This is a genomic window from Streptococcus sp. HMSC072G04 (assembly GCF_001813295.1).
Taxonomy (GTDB): domain Bacteria; phylum Bacillota; class Bacilli; order Lactobacillales; family Streptococcaceae; genus Streptococcus.
In genome coordinates this window covers 37,536-56,481 of sequence record NZ_KV812021.1, presented here as the reverse complement: position 1 = coordinate 56,481, position 18,946 = coordinate 37,536, and the positions used below count along the sequence as shown (strand labels likewise).

Genomic DNA, 18,946 nt, shown 5'->3' with positions numbered 1-18,946 from the left:
GAGAGGCTAGGACTTTTGTCCCAGCCTCTTCTTATGATTTATTCTTCTTCCTCGTCTTCAGAATCCTCTTCTTCGTCGTCTTCTTCGCTTAATTCAACTTCCTCACCCAAATCATCTGGTACGATTTCATTGATTTCAGCATCGTAAGCTTCGACTTCACTCTTTTCATCATCTGGATTTTCTTCATCATATGAAAGAGCTGGATCTGCTTCGTAAACTTCTTCGTCTTCTGGATCGTCGTCGTTGTAGTCGATCGCATCTTCGTCTCCATCCATGAAGGCATTGACACGTTTTTTCTTCCGTTTCTTAGGAGTTTCATCTTCGTCTGTTTCTTCAAGAGCGATGATTTCTTCATCAACTTCATCGATGGCATACCATGAACGAAGACCCCATTTGTTATCTCCAAGTGGGATAAAGCTTCCATCTACATTCAATTCTGTGTAGAACAATGGGAGGGCTTCACGGATCTCGCTGTTTGATTTTTCAAGGTAATTTTGAATTTCATTTACAAGATCGCTAAAGTACATTTCATGGTCACGTCCGCGTAATTCCAAAATCGCACGCGCCACTTCAATCATAGAAAGTTCACTTTTTTCTTGTCCAGCAAATACTTCTAATTCCAAGGGTAAATCTCCTTATGTTTCATTTCCTAAATGGAGAAGGATCCGGTCTTCAACCTCATCCTATCCTCAATGATAGATTGAAAACTTCTCGTCACTAAATCTATCACGCATTTTATCGTTACACTCTATTGTACGATAAATTTCCCCTTTCGTCAAAGGAAAATTCCAGGATTCTCCATGAAATCAAAAAAAGAAGAGCCTCACGGCTCTTCTTTTTAATCTCAATTATTTTACTTTTGCTGTGCTTGTGATCACGTTCACTGCTTTCTTCACTGTGATGTCATGTTTCAACATTTCTGGTGAAAGAAGGTTGCGAACTTGTTCAACTGGCATGTTGTAATCTGCTGCCAATTGTTCGATTTCAGCGTTGATTTCTTCTTCAGTTGCTTCGAAGCCTTCTGCTTTGGCTACTGCTTCAACCACAAGGTTTGTCTTCGTACGGCTTTCAGCTTCTGCTTCGTATTGTTTGTGAAGATCTTCTTGAGTTGTTCCAGTGATTTGGAAGTACATTTCAGGTGAGATTCCTTGACGTTGCATGTTTCCAAGGAACTCGTTGATTGAACGGTGTACTTCTTCGTGGATCATTTCTTCTGGAAGGTCAACGATTTCAGCGTTTTCAACGGCAAGATCGATTGCTGCTGCTTCTACTGCATCGTTGTATGCTTCTTCTTTAGCTGCTGCCAATTCTTTGCGGTATTTTTCTTTCAATTCAGCGAGAGTTTCAACTTCTTCGTCGATGTCTTTTGCCAATTCATCGTCAAGAGCTGGTACTTCTTTTGCTTTTACTTCGTGGATAGTTGTCACGAATTTCGCTTCTTTACCTGCAAGATCAGCTGCTTGGTAGTCTTCTGGGAAGGTTACGATCACGTCAACTGTTTCACCAGCAGAGTGTCCAACCAATTGGTCTTCGAAACCTGGGATGAATTGACCTGAACCAAGTCCAAGTGAGAAGTTGTCACCTTTACCACCGTCGAATTCAACACCGTCGATAGAACCTACGAAGTCGATCACAACTGTGTCACCTTCTGCTGCAGCACCTTCTTTAACAACCAATTCAGCCAAGTTGTTGCGTTCGCGTTTGATACGAGCATCCACATCAGCGTCAGTTACTTCTTTAGAAACTTCTACTGATACTTCAAGGTCTTTGTAAGCACCCAATTTTACTTCAGGTTTTGTGACAACAGCTGCTGTCAATGTCCAGTCTTGACCTTTTTCCATAGATACAACATCGAAAGTTGGTTGTGCTACCACTTCGATTCCAGCTTCTTTAACAGCTGCTTCGTATGCTGCTGGAAGAAGATCGTTCAAAGCATCTTGGTAAAGAGCTTCTTCACCAAAACGTTGGTTGAAGATTGGACGTGGAATATGACCTTTACGGAATCCAGGTACGTTCAAAGTTTTCTTAACTGACTCAAACACACGGTCCAAAGCAGGTTTGATTTGCTCTTGGCTGATTGTGAAAGTCAATACACCGTGGTTAGTTTCTTTGTTTTCAAATGATACAGACATTCTGTCTCTCCTTAAAATAATATAGTCATTCCTTATAATTTTACCACAAAACTTTGAAATTGCAAGTTTTAAAACGTTTTTGCCTCTCTTTTCATCCAAAAAAACTAGCCCTTTAAAGCTAGTTCTGATTATGATTTTCGGATGGGATCATCGAGGTAGAGAGCACGGGCACCGCCGATCAATTTTGGCCGACTGGCGAGGGCTGTGACATGGGCTTCCCCTAGTTCACGCAAGATAGGGCGAATTGGAACTTGCACGTGTTTAACGTGCATCCCCACCGAGGTATCTCCGATGTCTAACCCTGCTTGAGCTGTGATGAATTCCACCTCCACAGGATCCTTAAAATACTTGAAAGCTGCGAGTTGTCCAGCCCCTCCTGCATGGAGACTCGGAAGGACATTGACGATTTCTAGGTCCTTTTTATCTGCCAATTCTCTTTCAACCACCAAGGCGCGATTGAGATGCTCACATCCTTGTACCGCCAGATAAATCCCTCTTGGATTCAACTCATCTAACAAGGTCTGGACAATAGCTTCGGCAATGTCGATGTTGGAGGCCTTTCCAATTTGCCCTCCTGCAACCTCACTGGAAGACATCCCGAGGACTAGAATCTGTCCTTGGTGGAGACGGCTTTTTGACAAAACATCTACCAAGATTTCTTTTGTATCCTTCTTCAGTTGCTCCAGATCCATGAATTAGCTTCCTTTCTTTTGAAATGCATAATAGACCACATAGCCTAAAGCCATTCCAACAAAATTCTGAGCGAGGTTATTCGGAATGTCCGAGATAGCAGCACCCCAGCCATTGCCTAAAAAGAGGGCAGAAGCTAGTGCGTAACCGCCTACCATCACGACTGTCGCAAGAAGCAAGCCTAGGTAACGAGCCTTGCCCTTGAAGCCAGCGAAATAGCCTTGTCCCCCGTGAAAGAGGAGGCTAAAGAACATCCACTGAGGATAGCCTGAAATCAGATCGAGTAGGAAGGCTCCGACACCACCTACAATAGCACCTTCCTTGCGCCCAAAATAGAAGGCTGTGAAATAAACGCCAAGATCTAGCAGGGTGACGATCCCTGTGGGAGTTGGAAGTTTTGTATAGTAGCCAAGTACAACTGTCAAGGCTGTCAAAATGGAAAGGCGAGCAATGAGTTGAGTTCGATTAGATGTCATATTGTACTACTCCATACTGGTCTGAATGTTGAATCGCTTGGAAAACAAAGTCTTTAGAGGCTTTAACAGCTTCAAGTGGAGATTTCCCTTGCACCAACTGGCTGCAAATGCTAGACGCAAAGGTACAACCAGCTCCTGTATTGTTCTTTTCTAAGACTGGCTCTTCAATGACGGTGAAGTCTGTCCCATCATAAAAGACATCGATGGCCTTTTCTTTATTTAGACGATTTCCTCCTTTGACCACGACATTCGCTGCTCCTAATTCGTGGAGCTTGCGCGCTGCCGCCTTCATATCGTCGAGCGATTGAATCTTGCTTTGGGTCAAGATCTCAGCTTCTGGTAAGTTTGGCGTGATGATGGTCACATAAGGGATGAACTTGATCAATTCGTCTCGAAGGGCTGACACTTCCACGTCATGAGTTTCCTTGCAGACCAAGACAGGGTCTAGTACCACAGGAATCTCCGCATGGGCTTTGACATAGTCCAAGGCTAAGTCTGCCACTTGGACATTTGGCAAGAGGCCGAGTTTAATAGCAGAGAAAGGAACATCCTTGAGAGAGTGGAGCTGTTGGGCAAAGGTCGTCGGATCCACCGGAATCACTTCAAAACCGTGCTCCGTCATAGCGGTCAAACAAGTCACTGCTACAAAGCCATGCTGTTTATTAGTCGTATAAGTTGCAAGGTCTGCGTGAAGACCTCCTCCACTAAAAATATCATTTCCTGAAATAGCTAGAATCAATTCATTACTCATAACGGATCTCCTTTAAATATAAGCCATTTGGTGCTGCTGTAGGACCTGCTAGATTGCGGTCCTTCTTTTCTAAAATCAGATCGATCTGCTCGATCGGCATCCGATCATTTCCAATCTTCAACAAAGTTCCCACCATATTGCGGATTTGCTTGTAGAGAAAACCATTGCCCGAAAAGGTAAAGACAAGGCGATGATGTTCTACATCCTCAACCAAGCGAGCCTCTGTAATCGTACGAACCTTATCTTCCACACTGGTTCCCGAAGCTGTGAAGCCGGTGAAATCATGGGTTCCCTCCAACTTTTGGATGGCTGCTTGCATCTTTTCTACATCCAAAGGATAAGGATAGTGGGTGGCATAGTGGCGCATCATGGGGTTCTTGGGACGACCATAATCCACGATGAATTCATAGGTCTTGCTGTGCTTCTTGTAGCGTGAGTGAAAGTCATCTGCTACTTGCTCTACTCGGATGAAATCAATATCCTCTGGGGTTTGGGTATCGAGGGCAAAGCGGAGCTTTTCCTCGTCCCGCGCTTGGGGGATATCAAAATGAATCACCTGCCCAAGAGCATGGACACCGGAATCTGTTCGCCCCGCTCCATGAACGGTAACAGGGGTTCCTTGATTGAGACGCGTCAAGGTCTTCTCGATTTCTTCTTGCACACTGCGGGCATGCGGTTGGCGTTGAAACCCTGCAAACAAGGTCCCGTCATATGAAATGGTTGCTTTGTATCGTGTCATGGTTTTATTTTAGCAAGATATAGAAGGGGATACAAGAGTGAAAAAACCGAACTGTCCGGGTACAGTTTTACAAACACAAAAAGAGGCTGGGACAAAAGTCCTAGCCTCTCAATTATTTTTGGATTGTCGAGCAAGACGCAGTGGTTGAGTGGGCTCTACTACGCTGATTTCATCAGCTTTTACAGCCCTACTCAACTGTGCGGAGGTGGGACGACGAAATTGAATTCTAACGAATGACCGATTTCTGTCCCACTCTCCTAACTTCGGCCTGTTACAAGTCAACTAGGTCTCAGTCTCTTTTTTTATTTTTCAAGTCCATTCCTGCTGCTCCTAAGATCGCTCCTAGTAAAGCGAGTCCAAGTGCAGATTCCACTCCTGTTTCTGGGAGTTGCTTGTTAGAAGATACTGCTTCTGAACGAACCTCTTTTTCCACAGCTGCTGGAATTGGCGTTGGGGTATTTACTGGTGCTACTGGTTGATCTTTCGAAATCACTTGAGGTGTTGAAGGATCTGAAACCATTTTGTTTACAAGCACATCTGACTTCACTGGTGCTTCTACTGAAGGGCTTGTTGGGATCACGACTTCTTTGGTACCGACTTCAACAATTTCTGCAACCGGCTCTGTGACAACTTCTGTAGCGATCACTTTTCGACTTTGATCAAGTGCCGAAACCTCTACATACTCAAGACCTTGCCCTTTAACCCCAGCCTGGATCACTCTGCGTTCTCCTTTAGCGAGATCTGGATTGGTCCGTTCCACAAGGTCAAAATCAAGTTCTTTTTCTACGATTTCAAGACTTGGTTTGTCTTCCACTAGGGCTTTGACGTCATTTTCAGCCAAGCTACCCACTTGTGTAATTGGCTTGAGCCCTGCAAGGGCTTGGGTCAGAGCAGCCACTTCTTGATCCACCTGATCTTGATGAGCACGACTCACATTCCAATTCAAGCTATCTAAGACTTTCGCAAGGGCTGCGCGAGATTCTGGTGTGTATATGTCTAGATCTGTTGGCACCGTAGCAACTGCTTTTCTAAGAGCAGTGAAGTCTGCCTTGAAATAGTCCTTGTTGTAGTTGGCAAAAGCTTCCATGACCTGGAAGACTTCTTCTTCCTTGTATTCATTGGCCGGCTCATCAGCCCAAATTCCCAACATACTTCCGGATGTCGGTATCTTGACATCAGGATATTTGGTTGAAGCTAATTGTTCAAATGGAACGGTTTCTGAATGTTGAAGAGCTTTATCGAGTGGATAGCTTTGCTCTCCTCTATGGCCCAAAACATAGTACCAGTCACCGTTGGTATTGAGGAATTTGTAGCCCTTGTCTGCGAGGTACTGTGGTGATGCAAGGTTATAGCCCCACCATCCTTTAGACCAGTATGAAATCAAGACGTCCTTGTCAAAGGCAACATCATCTTCATCTCCATAATAGAAGCCATCGTTAAAGGCCATTGGCTGCAAGCCTTTTTCACGCGCCATAGCTGCAAGACTATTGGAATACTCCGCAAATTTACCATAGAGATCATACCACTTGAGGTAGTACCAGCCTTGCGCACTGGTAGCGTCATTGGCATATTCATCTGTTCCGTAGTTAAAGATCTTAGACTTGTCTTTGAAGTAGTCCATGTACTTGCCAATCAAGGCTTTGGTAAAGTTGACTGCTGCTTCATTGGTCAAATCCATGGTTGTTTTTGAAACCGTATCAAAGCTGGCTTGTGGATTTTCAATGCCCAATTTTTCCATGGCAACCAACAAAGCATCCATGTGGCCAGGACTATTGACCGCCGCAATCAAGCCGATTCCTTTAGCAGTAGCATAAGCATGGAGTTCATCCATTTCTGCTTGGGTCAAAGCTTGACCATTTGGATCATCGTAATAGGCCTTGGTGCCTTCTAAAATGGCCTTTTTCACATCGTCACTGGCATAGGTTTTGCCATTGGCTTCCACCGTCATATCATCGAGTACGAAGCGCATACCATCGTTTCCGACAAGGAGGTGCAAGTCAGAATAACCCAACTCACTGGCCTTATCGACGATCCGTTTCAACTGATCCAGTGAGAAGTATTTGCGGCCTGCATCGATCGAGATGACCTTCTTCATGGCAAGTTTTTCTGCTGCTTCTTTTGCAGCAACTTCTTTCGCGTAGCTTTCCGTATACACCAAAGCATCTTGAGCTGATTTTAGATTGTCGATCAAGGTTTTGGCCTCTGCTCGAGTCGTATCTGCTCCTACCCCTTCTAAAGCTTTTTTGGCTGCCGTAAAGGCTACTAGAGATTCCGGTGTATAGTGATCCAAATCAGTTGGAGCTTCTGAAAGAGCTTTTCCGACGACTTCAGGATCTGCAACAAAGTAGTCCGCATTCTTGTCCGCGAAGGCATGCATGAGCTTAAAGAGAAGGTCTTTTTTGTAGGTTGCGGATGGCGTATCTGCCCAGGCAGCTACCATGCCACCGATGAAAGGCACCTTAGCCCCATCATTTTTTTGAACCACATCAATCGCTGACTTGGAAATTCCTTCGAGACCTTGATCGAGGTTGTACCAACCAGATCCAGCCTTGTCCCGTCCAAGCACATAATACCATGCATCATTGGTATTAAGAATCTGATGACCTAGTTCAGACAAGAGTTTTGAAGAAGCGACATCATAGCCGTTCCAGCCACCTGTCCAGTAGGACACAATGATATCCTTGTCAAAAGTGCCATAGGAAGTATCGCCATTGTAGTAGATTCCATCATTGAAGGCCATTGGTTTCATCTTGTGTTTTTTCACAATAGCTGCTAGATCATTAGCATATTGGATGAATTTTTCATAGCCTTTTTCTGGATAGCCTTCACCTGGCCAATGCTTGCTGGCTTGGAGAACCTGCCAACCATGGGCATCTGTAGCATCGTTGGCATATTCATCCAAACCAATATTGAAAATGTCTGCCTTGCCGCTGAAATAAGCCGCATACTTGTCTACCAAAGCCTTGGTGAAGTCTAAGGCTTTTTGGTTGTCCAAATCAACTGTCCGTGCTGATTTCTTTGTACCAAAATAATTAAAGTGAGGGTTTTCGATACCCAATTGTTCCATGGCCGTCAGAATCGCATCCATGTGACCTGGACTATTAATGGTTGGGATGACACCTACTTTCTTCGATTTGGCGTAAGCCAAAATATCATCCATTTGAGCCTGGGTCAAAGCTGTCCCGTTCGGATCATCGTAATAAGCTTTCGTTCCTTTTTCAACCGCATCTGTCACGGCTTGGCTAGAATAAGAAGTATCTCCCACTTTCAAAGACATATCATCCAACACAAAGCGCAAGCCGTCATTTCCGACTAGAAGATGCAAGTCAGTATAGCCAGTTTTACTTGCTTCATCAATGATCTCCTTGATTTGGTCTGGTGAGAAGTACTTGCGACCGGCATCGATCGAAACAATCTTTTTCTTGGCTAATTTTTCTTCCTGATCAGGATCTTTAGCAGGCGTTTCCGTCGCTGCTGTCGCTGGTTGAGCTGCCACATCCGACTCTGCGACCGAGCTTGCTTCTTCGCGAATCAAACGATCAAGATCTGATACCCGCAATTCACGATCAGGCAGTGTCGGTTGACTTTGATCAACGATTGGAGCAGGAGCCGTTAGTTTTTCTACTGTTGGCTGAGAAGCTTCCTCATTAAGAGAAATCGTTGACTCACCCTCGCTTGGCTGAGTTGGAACTGTCGTTGACGAACTGTCTGTAACGCTCGGCGTATCTGCAGCTACAACATGAGCACCAGCAAAAAATCCTATGAGCACCGAAGTCGCCCCTACTGCGTACTTGCGAATCGCATAACGTGGTTGATGTGATTTCATCAGGACCTCCTAAATTGTCTTTGTAATCGTTTTCTTCAATTTACCACGATATCTTAATAAATTCAATGAGGGTTCTCATTATTCTTTAATTAGGAGAGGAAGTTCTTGGATTCGATCCAAAATAAAACGAGCTCCTTACTCAAAAGGAAACTCGTTCATTCTTATAAATCATCTAAAGCATCTTTGACCTTGTCAAAGAACCCTTTTTTCTTTGGGTTAACCTTCAAATCACTTGCTTCCGCAAAGGCTTGAAGGGCTTCTTTTTGCTTGTCATTTAAACCAGTTGGGGTGACGACATTGACGGATACATATTGATCTCCCATGGCACCACCACGTAAGCTTGGAGCCCCTTTTCCACGGAGACGGAATTTCTTACCGGTTTGGGTTCCTTCAGGAATGACCAAATCGACATCTCCGTGAACGGTTGGCACATGGACCGTATCTCCAAGAGCTGCTTGGACAAAGTTCAAGTCTAACTTGTAGTAGATGGTTGAGCCATCTCGTTCGAAACGATCGCTCGGCTCAACATTAACAACAACATACAAGTCACCATAAGGTCCACCGTTAAAGCCAGCTTCTCCTTGACCTGCTAAGCGGATTTGTTGACCTGTTTCAACTCCGGCAGGAATCTTGACGTTCACGCTATGAGCTTGTTTTTCATGACCTGTTCCACGACAAGTTGTACATGGATCTTTGATTTCTTGACCACGACCATGACAGACATCACAGGTCACTTGACGGCGCATCATCCCAAGAGGGGTTTGCGTATCCACATTGATGACTCCAGAACCATGACAGCGTCCACAGGTCACCGGACTAGTGCCTGGCTTAGCCCCAGAACCATGACAGGTATGACAGCTAGCTTCCCGATGGTACTTGACTTCTTTTTCCGCACCAAAAATCGCTTCTTCAAACTTGAGATTAACGCGGTATTGGAGGTCATCCCCTTGACGAGGTGCATTCGGATTACGACTTGCACCGCCACCAAAGAAGCTAGAAAAGATGTCTTCAAAGCCACCAAAACCAGCACCATCAAAGCCACCAAAACCACCTGCTCCGCCACCGAAGCCACCATTGGCACCTGCAGCACCATATTGGTCATAAGCAGCCCGTTTTTGCTCGTCACTCAAAGTCTCATAAGCTTCTTGAACTTCCTTGTACTTTTCCTCAGCACCAGGATCCTTGTTGATATCTGGGTGATATTTTTTAGATAATTTCCGATAGGCTTTCTTGATCTCATCCTGAGATGCATTCTTTGAAACGCCCAAACGGTCATAAAATTCAGTATTGTTCATACAAGATACTAAGAGCGAACAGAAAGCGACTGAAATTTAGGAAACCGACAAGAAATCCTGATTTCTTAGGCGGTTTATCTAATTTCCAAGCTTTCCGCTCGGGTTCAATTCCCCGAACACTCTTTGTTCCTTTCTATTGATGTTGTGAATCAAACCACGATTTAGGTCGGGTTCAATTCCTTTCTTTCATTTTGAGTAAGAATTTATGGAACCCGTGTTCAGTTACGAACACTCTTTGTTCCTTTCTATAATTTTCATGTACATCTTTAGAGGGTGTTTTCTATACTTCGCTTCACTTGATCAAACTCTTGGTCTGATAGAGTAAATATCAAATCCTCTTCTGAGTAGTCGTTTCGTTCTTTAAAATAGTTGTCCGTATTAGCTGCCAAGCCTAAACTTAGAATCACTTTTCTTGCAAACTCTTGATGGGCAAAACCGATAGCCGTAATGGTCTGTTTATCTTGCACAACCAGTTTGGGTTGGAAATTTTCACGTGGAAGAAATTCAAAATAGTCAAAGAAGTTTTGCCAAATTCCACCTGTAAATTTCGTGTCCTTCAACAGACCTGCTTTCGCTAATAAAAGAGGCGCTGAAGAAATGGCTGCAATGAGGATATCTTGCTCACCAAGGTCCCTAAAGAACGAAATCAATTTCCCATCCTGTAGGGCAGGTCCTATGTTGACCATTCCTGGCAAAATCACGCAAGAATACTCTTCAATACGGATTTGATCTAGTGTTTTCGTTGGTTGACAGGGTAAGCCATCCTCAGAGACCACCATCGAATGATCTGAAGCAGCATAATCAATCGTAACATCAAAAGACAGAGCTAAAGTACTCGTTAAAGCAGTTATCTCATAAAGAGAAAAATTAGGATAAATCAAGCAAAGTACTTTTTTCATAGGCAATATCCTCTATTTTACCGAAAAACAGAGGCTGGGTTGCAACCTCTGGATTTCTTCCTATCATTTAGTTGTTAATCTGAATTGAGCACGCCCTAACCTCTTGGTGAAAAAGATAAATCTTCCTAGAAACTAAAGTTTCTGCGTCAGATTTCCTATTTTCACTGTGAGGTTTTAACGGGCTTTGCATCTTACTTTTCAGTAAACTCTCCGTCTACGACGTCATCGCCTGCGTTGCCTGTTGCTTGTGCGCCTTCTGCTCCTGCTTGTGCTTGTTGCGCTGCTGCAGCTTGTTCGTAGAGTTTAACAGCCAATGCTTGTGCTTTTTCGTTCAAGGCTTCAAGTTTTGCTTTCATTTCTTCAAGGTTACCTGATTCTTGAGCTTTCTTAAGATCATCAAGTCCTGCTTGAGCTGCGTCACGTTCTGCATCAAAGCCTTTGCCTTCAGTTTCTTTGATGGTTTTTTCAGTCGCAAAGATAGCTTGGTCTACTTCGTTACGAAGGTCAACTTCTTCTTTACGTTTCTTATCTGCTTCAGCGTTTGCTTCTGCATCTTTCATCATGCGATCGATTTCTTCATCTGTCAAACCTGAGTTTGATTGGATAACGATCGTTTGTTCTTTTTGAGTTCCAAGATCTTTGGCTTTAACAGATACGATACCGTTCTTGTCGATGTCGAATGTTACTTCGATTTGTGGGATACCACGAGGTGCAGCTGGGATATCAGTCAATTGGAAGCGTCCAAGAGTCTTGTTATCTGCTGCCATTGGGCGTTCCCCTTGAAGAACGTGGATATCAACGGCTGGTTGGTTGTCTGCTGCAGTTGAGAAGACTTGTGATTTAGATGTTGGAATCGTTGTGTTGCGGTCGATCAATTTTGTGAAGACACCACCCATTGTTTCGATACCAAGTGACAATGGAGTTACGTCAAGAAGGACAACGTCTTTCACGTCACCAGTGATCACACCACCTTGGATCGCAGCACCCATAGCTACAACTTCATCAGGGTTCACTGATTTGTTTGGTTCTTTACCAGTTTCAGCTTTAACAGCTTCTACAACGGCAGGGATACGAGTTGAACCACCGACAAGGATGACTTCGTCGATATCTGACAAGCTCAAACCTGCATCTGAAAGGGCTTGACGAACTGGAGTTTTCGTACGTTCTACAAGGTCACGAGTCAAATCGTCGAATTTCGCACGAGTCAAGGTCATTTCCAAGTGAAGAGGTCCAGCAGCGCCTGCAGTGATGAATGGCAAGCTGATTTGAGTTGAAGTCACACCAGAAAGGTCTTTCTTCGCTTTTTCAGCTGCGTCTTTCAAACGTTGAAGCGCCATCTTGTCTGTTGACAAGTCGATACCATTTTCTTTCTTGAATTCTTCAACCATGTAGTCGATGATTTTTTGGTCAAAGTCATCACCACCAAGTTTGTTATCCCCTGCGGTTGCTAATACATCAAAGACACCATCACCCAATTCAAGGATAGATACGTCGAATGTACCACCACCAAGGTCGAATACCAAGATTTTTTCTTCTTTATCAGTCTTATCCAAACCATAAGCAAGGGCTGCTGCTGTTGGTTCGTTGACGATACGTTCTACTTCAAGGCCAGCGATTTTACCAGCGTCTTTAGTTGCTTGACGTTGTGCATCGTTGAAGTAAGCTGGAACTGTGATAACAGCTTTCGTTACTTTTTCACCAAGGTAATCTTCAGCATAACCTTTCAAGTATTGAAGAATCATAGCTGAGATTTCTTGTGGTGTGTATTCTTTACCGTTGGCAGAAACCTTTTCAGAAGTACCCATCTTAGATTTGATAGAGATCACTGTATCTGGGTTTGTTACTGCTTGACGTTTTGCAGCGTCACCAACGATGATTTCACCGTTTTTGAAAGAAACTACAGATGGAGTTGTACGGTTTCCTTCTGGGTTCGCGATGATTTTTGATTCAGTTCCTTCAAGAACTGCCACTGCTGAGTTTGTTGTACCTAAGTCAATACCGATAATTTTAGACATATGTTTTTCTCCTCGTTGTTTTTTATCTTTTTTTCTTTTTGATACTCTTCTTAAGTGGCGACGCCGTCAGAGCTTGACTTCGTCAATCTCTTTGACTAAACTTTGAGCCTAAGGTCTCAAAGTTTGCGAAGATACCGCCACGGCGAAGAGTATCGCCTTTGGTTCGCTTCGCTCACTATTGGCAAAGCCAAACCAATGTTAATCTTTCTTTCATAGTTTAGTGTCGTTTCGGACAAGGTTTTTAAGTTCTCTAGCCTAGTTATAAACCACTACCATGGCTGGGCGTAGGATGCGGTCATGGAGTTTGTAGCCTTTTTGGAAGACTTGTGCGATAGTGTCTGCTGGATGTTCGTCATCAGCTGGGACTGTTTGGATGGCCATGTGGTAGTTATGGTCAAATTCTCCGTCCGCTGCGATTTCCTCGATTCCTTCTTCTTTCAAAGCATGAATCAAGCTTTCTTGAACCATTTCTAAGCCCTTCTTCACATCATCTGTCAACCCTTCGACGGCAAGGGCACGTTCGAGGTTGTCCAGTGATGGTAAGATTGCTTTTGCCAAATCTTGGCTACGGTATTTTTGTAATTGCTGACGTTCTTCATTGGCACGGCGCTGAATGTTTTGCATTTCTGCATGAGCACGAAGGTATTTGTTTTCAAATTCCTCGGCACGCGCTTGTGCTTCTTCTAACTCAGAAGGTTGGTTGGACTCCTCTACAACTTCTTCAGTTGTTTGGGCAACTTCCTCTTCTTTCACGTCTTCTTTTTTGATATCTTCTGTCAAGGCATACACCCCTTTCATTTGGTCTTAATTTACTTCATAATGGTTGCTGTTGAGGTAACGGTAGTAATCCGTCAACTTCATGACTAGGACTCGGCCGATGACATTGACCAGGCTAATCGCACGCCTGTAATCCATCTCTACGGGACCGATCACATGCATGAGGGCCATCCCACGATAAGGCACTAGGAACTTGTGGCTAATCACCGTCACATTTTTCAAGGCCTTCTCTTGAGATTCTGCAACCAGGATCTGGGTCATTTGGTCTTCTGGCATTCCCCCTCGCAACTCCAAGGCTACATGTTGGGGATTATCTAAGAACTGATAGGTCTGAAGATCGGCATAACTCAAAGATGAAACCTTTCCTTCTACAAAGACCAGTTCTTGAAACAGTTGCGAGAAGACGTAATCAAAGAGATCCAGCACATTGTCTGTCGTCTTGAAATAACGCTGTACAATCTGTGGAATCTCTGTCCGCAAGCGGTAGTGGATATCCAAGACTGTATTTCCAATGAAGCGTTCTTGAACCAGCTGATGGAAGATTTCCAAGTCACTGGTTAAGAAATTCTTTGGAATGGCAAACTGGACGGTGACAGGCTTTGATTCATCCAAGGTCAGAACCGCCAAGGCATCGTGATTGGATAATGGAACAATCTCAAAACCAGTCAAGCGCTGACGTGTCGGTTCAACATCCTGAATCACTGCAGTGTAACCCGTCATCTGGGCTAGTAATTTGGCCGTAGCATCCAAGATATCGTCTAACTTAAAGGCTTCGAAATCAAAGGCTTTCACCACCTGGTAGACATCTTGCTCATCAATCAGCTCTAGATCAAGCGAGTTCTGAACAAAATATTGGAAACCAGCTCGGCTAGGCATCCGTCCACTCGAAGTGTGGGCTTTTTCTAGTAAGCCTTGCTTTTCGAGAGCAGCCATGTCATTTCGAATGGTCGCACTACTGGATTGAATGACATCTTGTAGCGCTTTTGAACCGACTGGTTCGTGGGTCTTGGTAAAGATATCGACAACAAGATTGAGAATCTCATTTTGACGTTCTGTAACCATGACCTCACCTCTCTTTCATTTTTTAGCACTCTAAACACTCAAGTGCTAAACCATGATTCCATTATACACCCATCCAAAAGAAAGTCAAGAGAAAAATCCAAAAAATTAGCACTCTTTTTTCAAGAGTGCTAAAAATCATTCTTAAGACCTAGAGAAGTGAATCTCCTCTTATTTGCCAGCTTTTTTCAATAGCTGAATATATTCTTCCAATACTAGCTGATGGTTGGCCATATACTGAGCATTTTCTACGCCAACATAACGGAAATGCCAATTCTCAAAATTCACACCCGTGATGTTGCTCTTCCCATCTGGGTAGCGAAGCACAAAGCCATATTGCGGTGCGATGGCAGCCAGCTGCATGCCCAACTCATCACTTTGGCCAGCTTCGACACTCATATCAATGGCAAGTCCTGTCTGGTGTTCACTCGCACCAGGGACCTGTACCTGGGTCTGCACCTGCTTTTCAGCTTCTTCGTGCGAAAGGCCGCTAGCCTCTAGTTGCGCAACACGCTCATTATAGAGCTCTGTTTGCTCGGCCACACTTCGATAGCCTGATATCAAGGTTTCTTCTGGGGCAATTTTGCGAGCTGCTTCTAAGAATTGACGAGTTGGTTCTACAATCCGACTATCCACTTTGATAGCATCTACATCTGTCAATTGTGGGTTCAACTCAGGCTTCACATTATCACGATTGACCAAGATCAACTGCCAGTCTTTTGTCGAAACGGCTGGTAAATCTGATTTTTCTTTCTTTTTCTTAGAAGAAGAGGGAGTCGTTACAGCTGTTTTTTTAGACTTCAAAAACTGAAGCCCTGAAAACAAGCTTGGCTTCGCTAAGTAAGCACCAATTCCCGATCCAAGGACCACAAGAAGAAAGAAACTCAATAGGTAAGGCCACCATTTCTTACGTTTTTTTCGTGCGCGTCTATACTTATTCGTCATGACCATCCTCTAGGAGTTTTGCTCCAACCTTACGATAAGATAGATCCCCAATCTTTTCAATATGAAAGGCGCCATCTTCATAAGACAAAACCGTTACGCTTCCGTTGTCCAAGACTAATTCTTCGACAGCCTTAGGATCGATGAGATAAATCAAGGTCGTAATGGTCATGCCATGGCTGACTACAATAGCATTGCCACCACCAGCTGCTTCTACCTCTTTTGCGATGGCTTCAAAACCTTCTTTGATCCGACTACTCAAGGTTCCCCAGGATTCAGCCCAACCAGTGGTATCCACTTCGACGATTCCTTCTGCTAACTCCATTAGGCTCAACTGATGGAAATCGTCGACCTTAAAGACACGGGGTAAAACCCCCATGAAGAGATCGCCATCATAAGCGCCGTCAAAACTACCAAAACACCACTCGCGGATCCGTTTGTCATAACGATAAGGGATTTTCCCTGTCAGACCAAGTTCTTGAAGAATAATTCCCATGGTTTGAATGGTGCGTCCAGAATCACTCGAAACAGCCTCTTCAAAAGAAAGACCAGCTTCCTTGAGACCAAGACCTAATTCTCGAATTCCACGCTCTCCTGCTTCTGTCAGCGGAGTGTCTGACCAGCCCTGTGCCCGTCCAATGGTATTAAACATGGTTTTTCCATGACGAGCAATATATAATCTGGTTTTTGTCATTGTATTACCTCCGTATGTACCTCTTTCATTATATCATTTTTTACAAAAAGAAAGTAGGAAAGCTCTTACAAGTTTTGAGAAAAAGAAAAGGCCATGACCAAAGGGTCAGCCTTTCAGGACGAACTAGGATTCTTGCAAGTTTTCACCGACCTCACGGTAACTGCTATCTCCAACCCCCTTAACCGTCAATTCTCCATCTTCATATTCTACAAGAGTAACACTACCGTTTGAAAGAGGCAGATTGAGATTTGGTTTGCCTTCAACTAAGCAGACCAAGGTTTGAATGGTCCAACTATGGCTGACCACCAAGGCATTGCCTCCACCATTTTCTTCTACTTCTTTGGCAATAGCTTCGAAACCTTCTAGGATTCTGCTTTTCAAAACCTCCCAAGGTTCAGCCCAATTTGCTGTATCTACTTGGCAGATGCCATTGGCCAAGTCTTCCAAGGTCAAGGTCTTATAATCTTCTACATCTAGCACACGCGGCACGACACCATGAAAGAGCTCCCCACCGTAGGCCCCATCAAAGCTACCAAAACACCACTCGCGGATTCGTTTGTCAAAGCGATAAGGAATCTTTTCTTTCAAGCCCAATTCATCGAGAATGATCCCCATGGTCTGAATGGCACGGCCTGAATCACTGGAATAAGCTCGAGTAAACTCCAAGCCAGACTCACGCAAGCCGATCCCTAGAGCCTGAATCCCTCGTTCTCCTTCTGCTGTCAAGGGCGTATCGGACCAGCCTTGAGCTCGGCCGATGGTATTAAACATGGTTCTCCCATGACGAATCACAAATAATCTTGTTTTAGCCATCTTGTCTCCTTTTGCAAGAAAAAAGTCTGGAGTTTCATCATCACAGACTTTTCTATTTTCTACTATTATACTAGATTTCTCTTAGTTTTTAAAGCTATGAACCGGAGCTGGAATTTGACCACCACGGGCAATGAAATCAGCTGACGAAGCTTTGTTGACCTTCATTACCGGAGCAGATCCAAGAAGTCCACCAAGCTCTAACATATCGCCTTCTTTTCCATAAGGAATAATCCGAACCGCTGTTGTCTTTTGGTTGATAACGCCGATAGCTGCTTCATCGGCGATCATGGCCGCAATGGTTGTATCTGGAGTATCAGCCGGGATGGCAATCATATCTAGACCAACTGAACAGATAGCTGTCATAGCTTCCAATTTTTCCAGGTTGATATGGCCTGATTGGACCGCCGCAATCATCCCTTCATCTTCTGAGACAGGAATGAAGGCACCTGACAAACCACCGACTTGGTTACAAGCCATGATGCCACCTTTTTTCACTTGGTCATTGAGCAGGGCAAGGGCTGCGGTTGTCCCGTGGGTTCCTACTACTTCAAGCCCCATGGCTTCAAGGACACGGGCAACCGAATCTCCAACAGCTGGTGTTGGCGCGAGAGACAAGTCTACAATCCCAAACTCAACACCGAGACGTTCACTAGCCATTTGACCCACTAATTGCCCAACACGGGTAATCTTGAAAGCTGTCTTCTTGACTGTTTCAGCCAATACATCAAAGCTAGCGCCTGGAACTTTTTCGATGGCCCGTTGGACGACACCTGGTCCTGAAACCCCAACGTTAATGACAACATCCGCTTCACCGACACCGTGGAAGGCACCCGCCATAAAAGGATTATCTTCTACTGCATTGGCAAAAACTACGAGCTTACCAGGCCCCATCGGATCCGCTTGGGAAGCCTCTTTTATGATGCGGCCCATGTCTCGGACAGCGGTCATATTGATCCCCGTCTTGGTCGATCCGATATTGACTGAAGAGCAGACAAAATCCGTCTCTGCAAGGGCGCGAGGAATAGAATTAATGAGAATTTCATCCCCCTTTTGGTAGCCTTTTTGAACAAGGGCTGAGAAGCCACCGATAAAGTTGACCCCAACTTCCTTAGCTGCACGATCCAGTGCCTTAGCAAAGGGTACATAATCTGTCGCATCTGTTGCAGCTCCGATAATAGAAATCGGAGTGACCGAAACCCGCTTATTCACAATGGGAATGCCAAGTTCTGCCGCAATCTCGTCTCCAACAGCCACTAGGTCTTTGGCCTTTGTCACAATCTTATGGTAGACTTTTTCCGCTGCCTTTTCGATATCTGGATCAATACAATCGAGAAGGGAGATCCCCATGGTGATAGTCCGAACATCGAAGTTCTGCTCCTCAATCATGGCAATGGTTTCTGTTACCTGTTTAATGTCCATAAATTCTCAACCCCTATCTTACAAATTGTGCATGGCATCAAAAATCGCTGCGCTTTGGATATTGATTTTCACATGCAGAGACTGACCGAATTCTTCCAACTCTGAACGGAGCTGTGTGAAATCTTTTTTCTCATCCGATGATACGACTGCCATCATGGTGAAGTACTCATCCAATACGGTTTGAGAGATATCATCGATATTGAGTCCTAATTCTGCCACTTTCGTTGCAACACCCGCTACGATTCCTTTTTGGTCTTTACCAACGACTGTAATAATTGCTTTCATTTCACTGCTCCATTCTATCTATTTGCTTCCATTGTAGCACAATCCCCTTAAAATCGCCCTTCTCAACTGGGAACGTTCGGATATATTAAACGTGTATAAAAAAATAAAGAGGCTGGGACAAAAGTCCTAGCCTC

The 18,946-nt window shown here is 44.4% G+C and carries 17 protein-coding genes; all 17 read right to left on the bottom strand.

The genetic code is table 11. From position 1 onward, the window contains the following. Window positions 1-38: 38 nt before the first annotated feature. Window positions 39-623: a DNA-directed RNA polymerase subunit delta gene (rpoE, locus tag HMPREF2904_RS05490; protein WP_003010182.1), complete on the bottom strand. Its 585-nt coding sequence runs from the start codon at window positions 621-623 to the stop codon at window positions 39-41. A gap of 225 nt (window positions 624-848) precedes the next feature. Next, on the bottom strand, window positions 849-2,132 hold the full coding sequence (gene tig / locus HMPREF2904_RS05485; protein ID WP_070660788.1) for a trigger factor: 1,284 nt from the start codon (window positions 2,130-2,132) through the stop codon (window positions 849-851). Window positions 2,133-2,260: 128 nt separating this feature from the next. Continuing rightward, window positions 2,261-2,824: a TIGR01440 family protein gene (locus tag HMPREF2904_RS05480; protein ID WP_070660785.1), complete on the bottom strand. Its 564-nt coding sequence runs from the start codon at window positions 2,822-2,824 to the stop codon at window positions 2,261-2,263. Window positions 2,825-2,827: 3 nt separating this feature from the next. Continuing rightward, window positions 2,828-3,298 carry an ECF transporter S component gene (locus tag HMPREF2904_RS05475; protein WP_003010175.1) on the bottom strand — a complete coding sequence of 157 codons (471 nt, stop codon included), beginning with the start codon at window positions 3,296-3,298 and terminating at the stop codon, window positions 2,828-2,830. Then, the gene (locus HMPREF2904_RS05470; RefSeq protein WP_070660782.1) at window positions 3,288-4,049 is read right to left on the bottom strand and encodes a bifunctional hydroxymethylpyrimidine kinase/phosphomethylpyrimidine kinase; all 762 of its coding nucleotides are present in this window, start codon (window positions 4,047-4,049) and stop codon (window positions 3,288-3,290) included. Before HMPREF2904_RS05470 ends, HMPREF2904_RS05475 begins: the two co-directional genes overlap by 11 nt. Continuing rightward, entirely contained in the window at window positions 4,042-4,788 is a 747-nt protein-coding gene (gene truA, locus HMPREF2904_RS05465; protein ID WP_070660778.1) for a tRNA pseudouridine(38-40) synthase TruA, read from the bottom strand. The genes HMPREF2904_RS05470 and truA overlap by 8 nt, the downstream gene beginning before the upstream one ends. 289 nt (window positions 4,789-5,077) lie before the next feature. Beyond that, on the bottom strand, window positions 5,078-8,614 hold the full coding sequence (locus tag HMPREF2904_RS05460; protein ID WP_070660776.1) for a family 20 glycosylhydrolase: 3,537 nt from the start codon (window positions 8,612-8,614) through the stop codon (window positions 5,078-5,080). A 161-nt stretch (window positions 8,615-8,775) separates the two neighbouring features. Then, window positions 8,776-9,909 (bottom strand): molecular chaperone DnaJ, encoded by a 1,134-nt coding sequence (gene dnaJ / locus HMPREF2904_RS05455; RefSeq protein WP_070660773.1) that lies wholly within the window; start codon window positions 9,907-9,909, stop codon window positions 8,776-8,778. A 266-nt stretch (window positions 9,910-10,175) separates the two neighbouring features. Continuing rightward, on the bottom strand, window positions 10,176-10,808 hold the full coding sequence (locus HMPREF2904_RS05450; protein ID WP_070660770.1) for a DJ-1/PfpI family protein: 633 nt from the start codon (window positions 10,806-10,808) through the stop codon (window positions 10,176-10,178). 191 nt (window positions 10,809-10,999) lie between these two features. Then, a complete protein-coding gene (gene dnaK / locus HMPREF2904_RS05445) occupies window positions 11,000-12,823 on the bottom strand; it encodes a molecular chaperone DnaK (RefSeq protein WP_049497638.1) in 1,824 nt (607 codons plus the stop codon). A 255-nt stretch (window positions 12,824-13,078) separates the two neighbouring features. After that, window positions 13,079-13,603, bottom strand: a complete 525-nt coding sequence (grpE, locus tag HMPREF2904_RS05440) for a nucleotide exchange factor GrpE (RefSeq protein ID WP_287517046.1) — start codon at window positions 13,601-13,603, stop codon at window positions 13,079-13,081. A gap of 24 nt (window positions 13,604-13,627) precedes the next feature. Continuing rightward, window positions 13,628-14,662, bottom strand: a complete 1,035-nt coding sequence (gene hrcA / locus HMPREF2904_RS05435) for a heat-inducible transcriptional repressor HrcA (RefSeq protein ID WP_070660763.1) — start codon at window positions 14,660-14,662, stop codon at window positions 13,628-13,630. Window positions 14,663-14,830: 168 nt separating this feature from the next. Beyond that, the gene (locus HMPREF2904_RS05430) at window positions 14,831-15,604 is read right to left on the bottom strand and encodes a M15 family metallopeptidase (RefSeq protein WP_070660760.1); all 774 of its coding nucleotides are present in this window, start codon (window positions 15,602-15,604) and stop codon (window positions 14,831-14,833) included. Beyond that, on the bottom strand, window positions 15,594-16,295 hold the full coding sequence (locus HMPREF2904_RS05425) for a histidine phosphatase family protein (RefSeq protein ID WP_070660757.1): 702 nt from the start codon (window positions 16,293-16,295) through the stop codon (window positions 15,594-15,596). The genes HMPREF2904_RS05430 and HMPREF2904_RS05425 overlap by 11 nt, the downstream gene beginning before the upstream one ends. Window positions 16,296-16,418: 123 nt before the next feature. After that, a complete protein-coding gene (locus HMPREF2904_RS05420) occupies window positions 16,419-17,108 on the bottom strand; it encodes a histidine phosphatase family protein (protein WP_070660755.1) in 690 nt (229 codons plus the stop codon). A gap of 81 nt (window positions 17,109-17,189) precedes the next feature. Continuing rightward, entirely contained in the window at window positions 17,190-18,527 is a 1,338-nt protein-coding gene (locus HMPREF2904_RS05415) for a PFL family protein (RefSeq protein ID WP_070660752.1), read from the bottom strand. Window positions 18,528-18,545: 18 nt separating this feature from the next. Next, window positions 18,546-18,812, bottom strand: a complete 267-nt coding sequence (locus tag HMPREF2904_RS05410) for an ACT domain-containing protein (protein WP_003004214.1) — start codon at window positions 18,810-18,812, stop codon at window positions 18,546-18,548. Window positions 18,813-18,946: the final 134 nt, after the last annotated feature.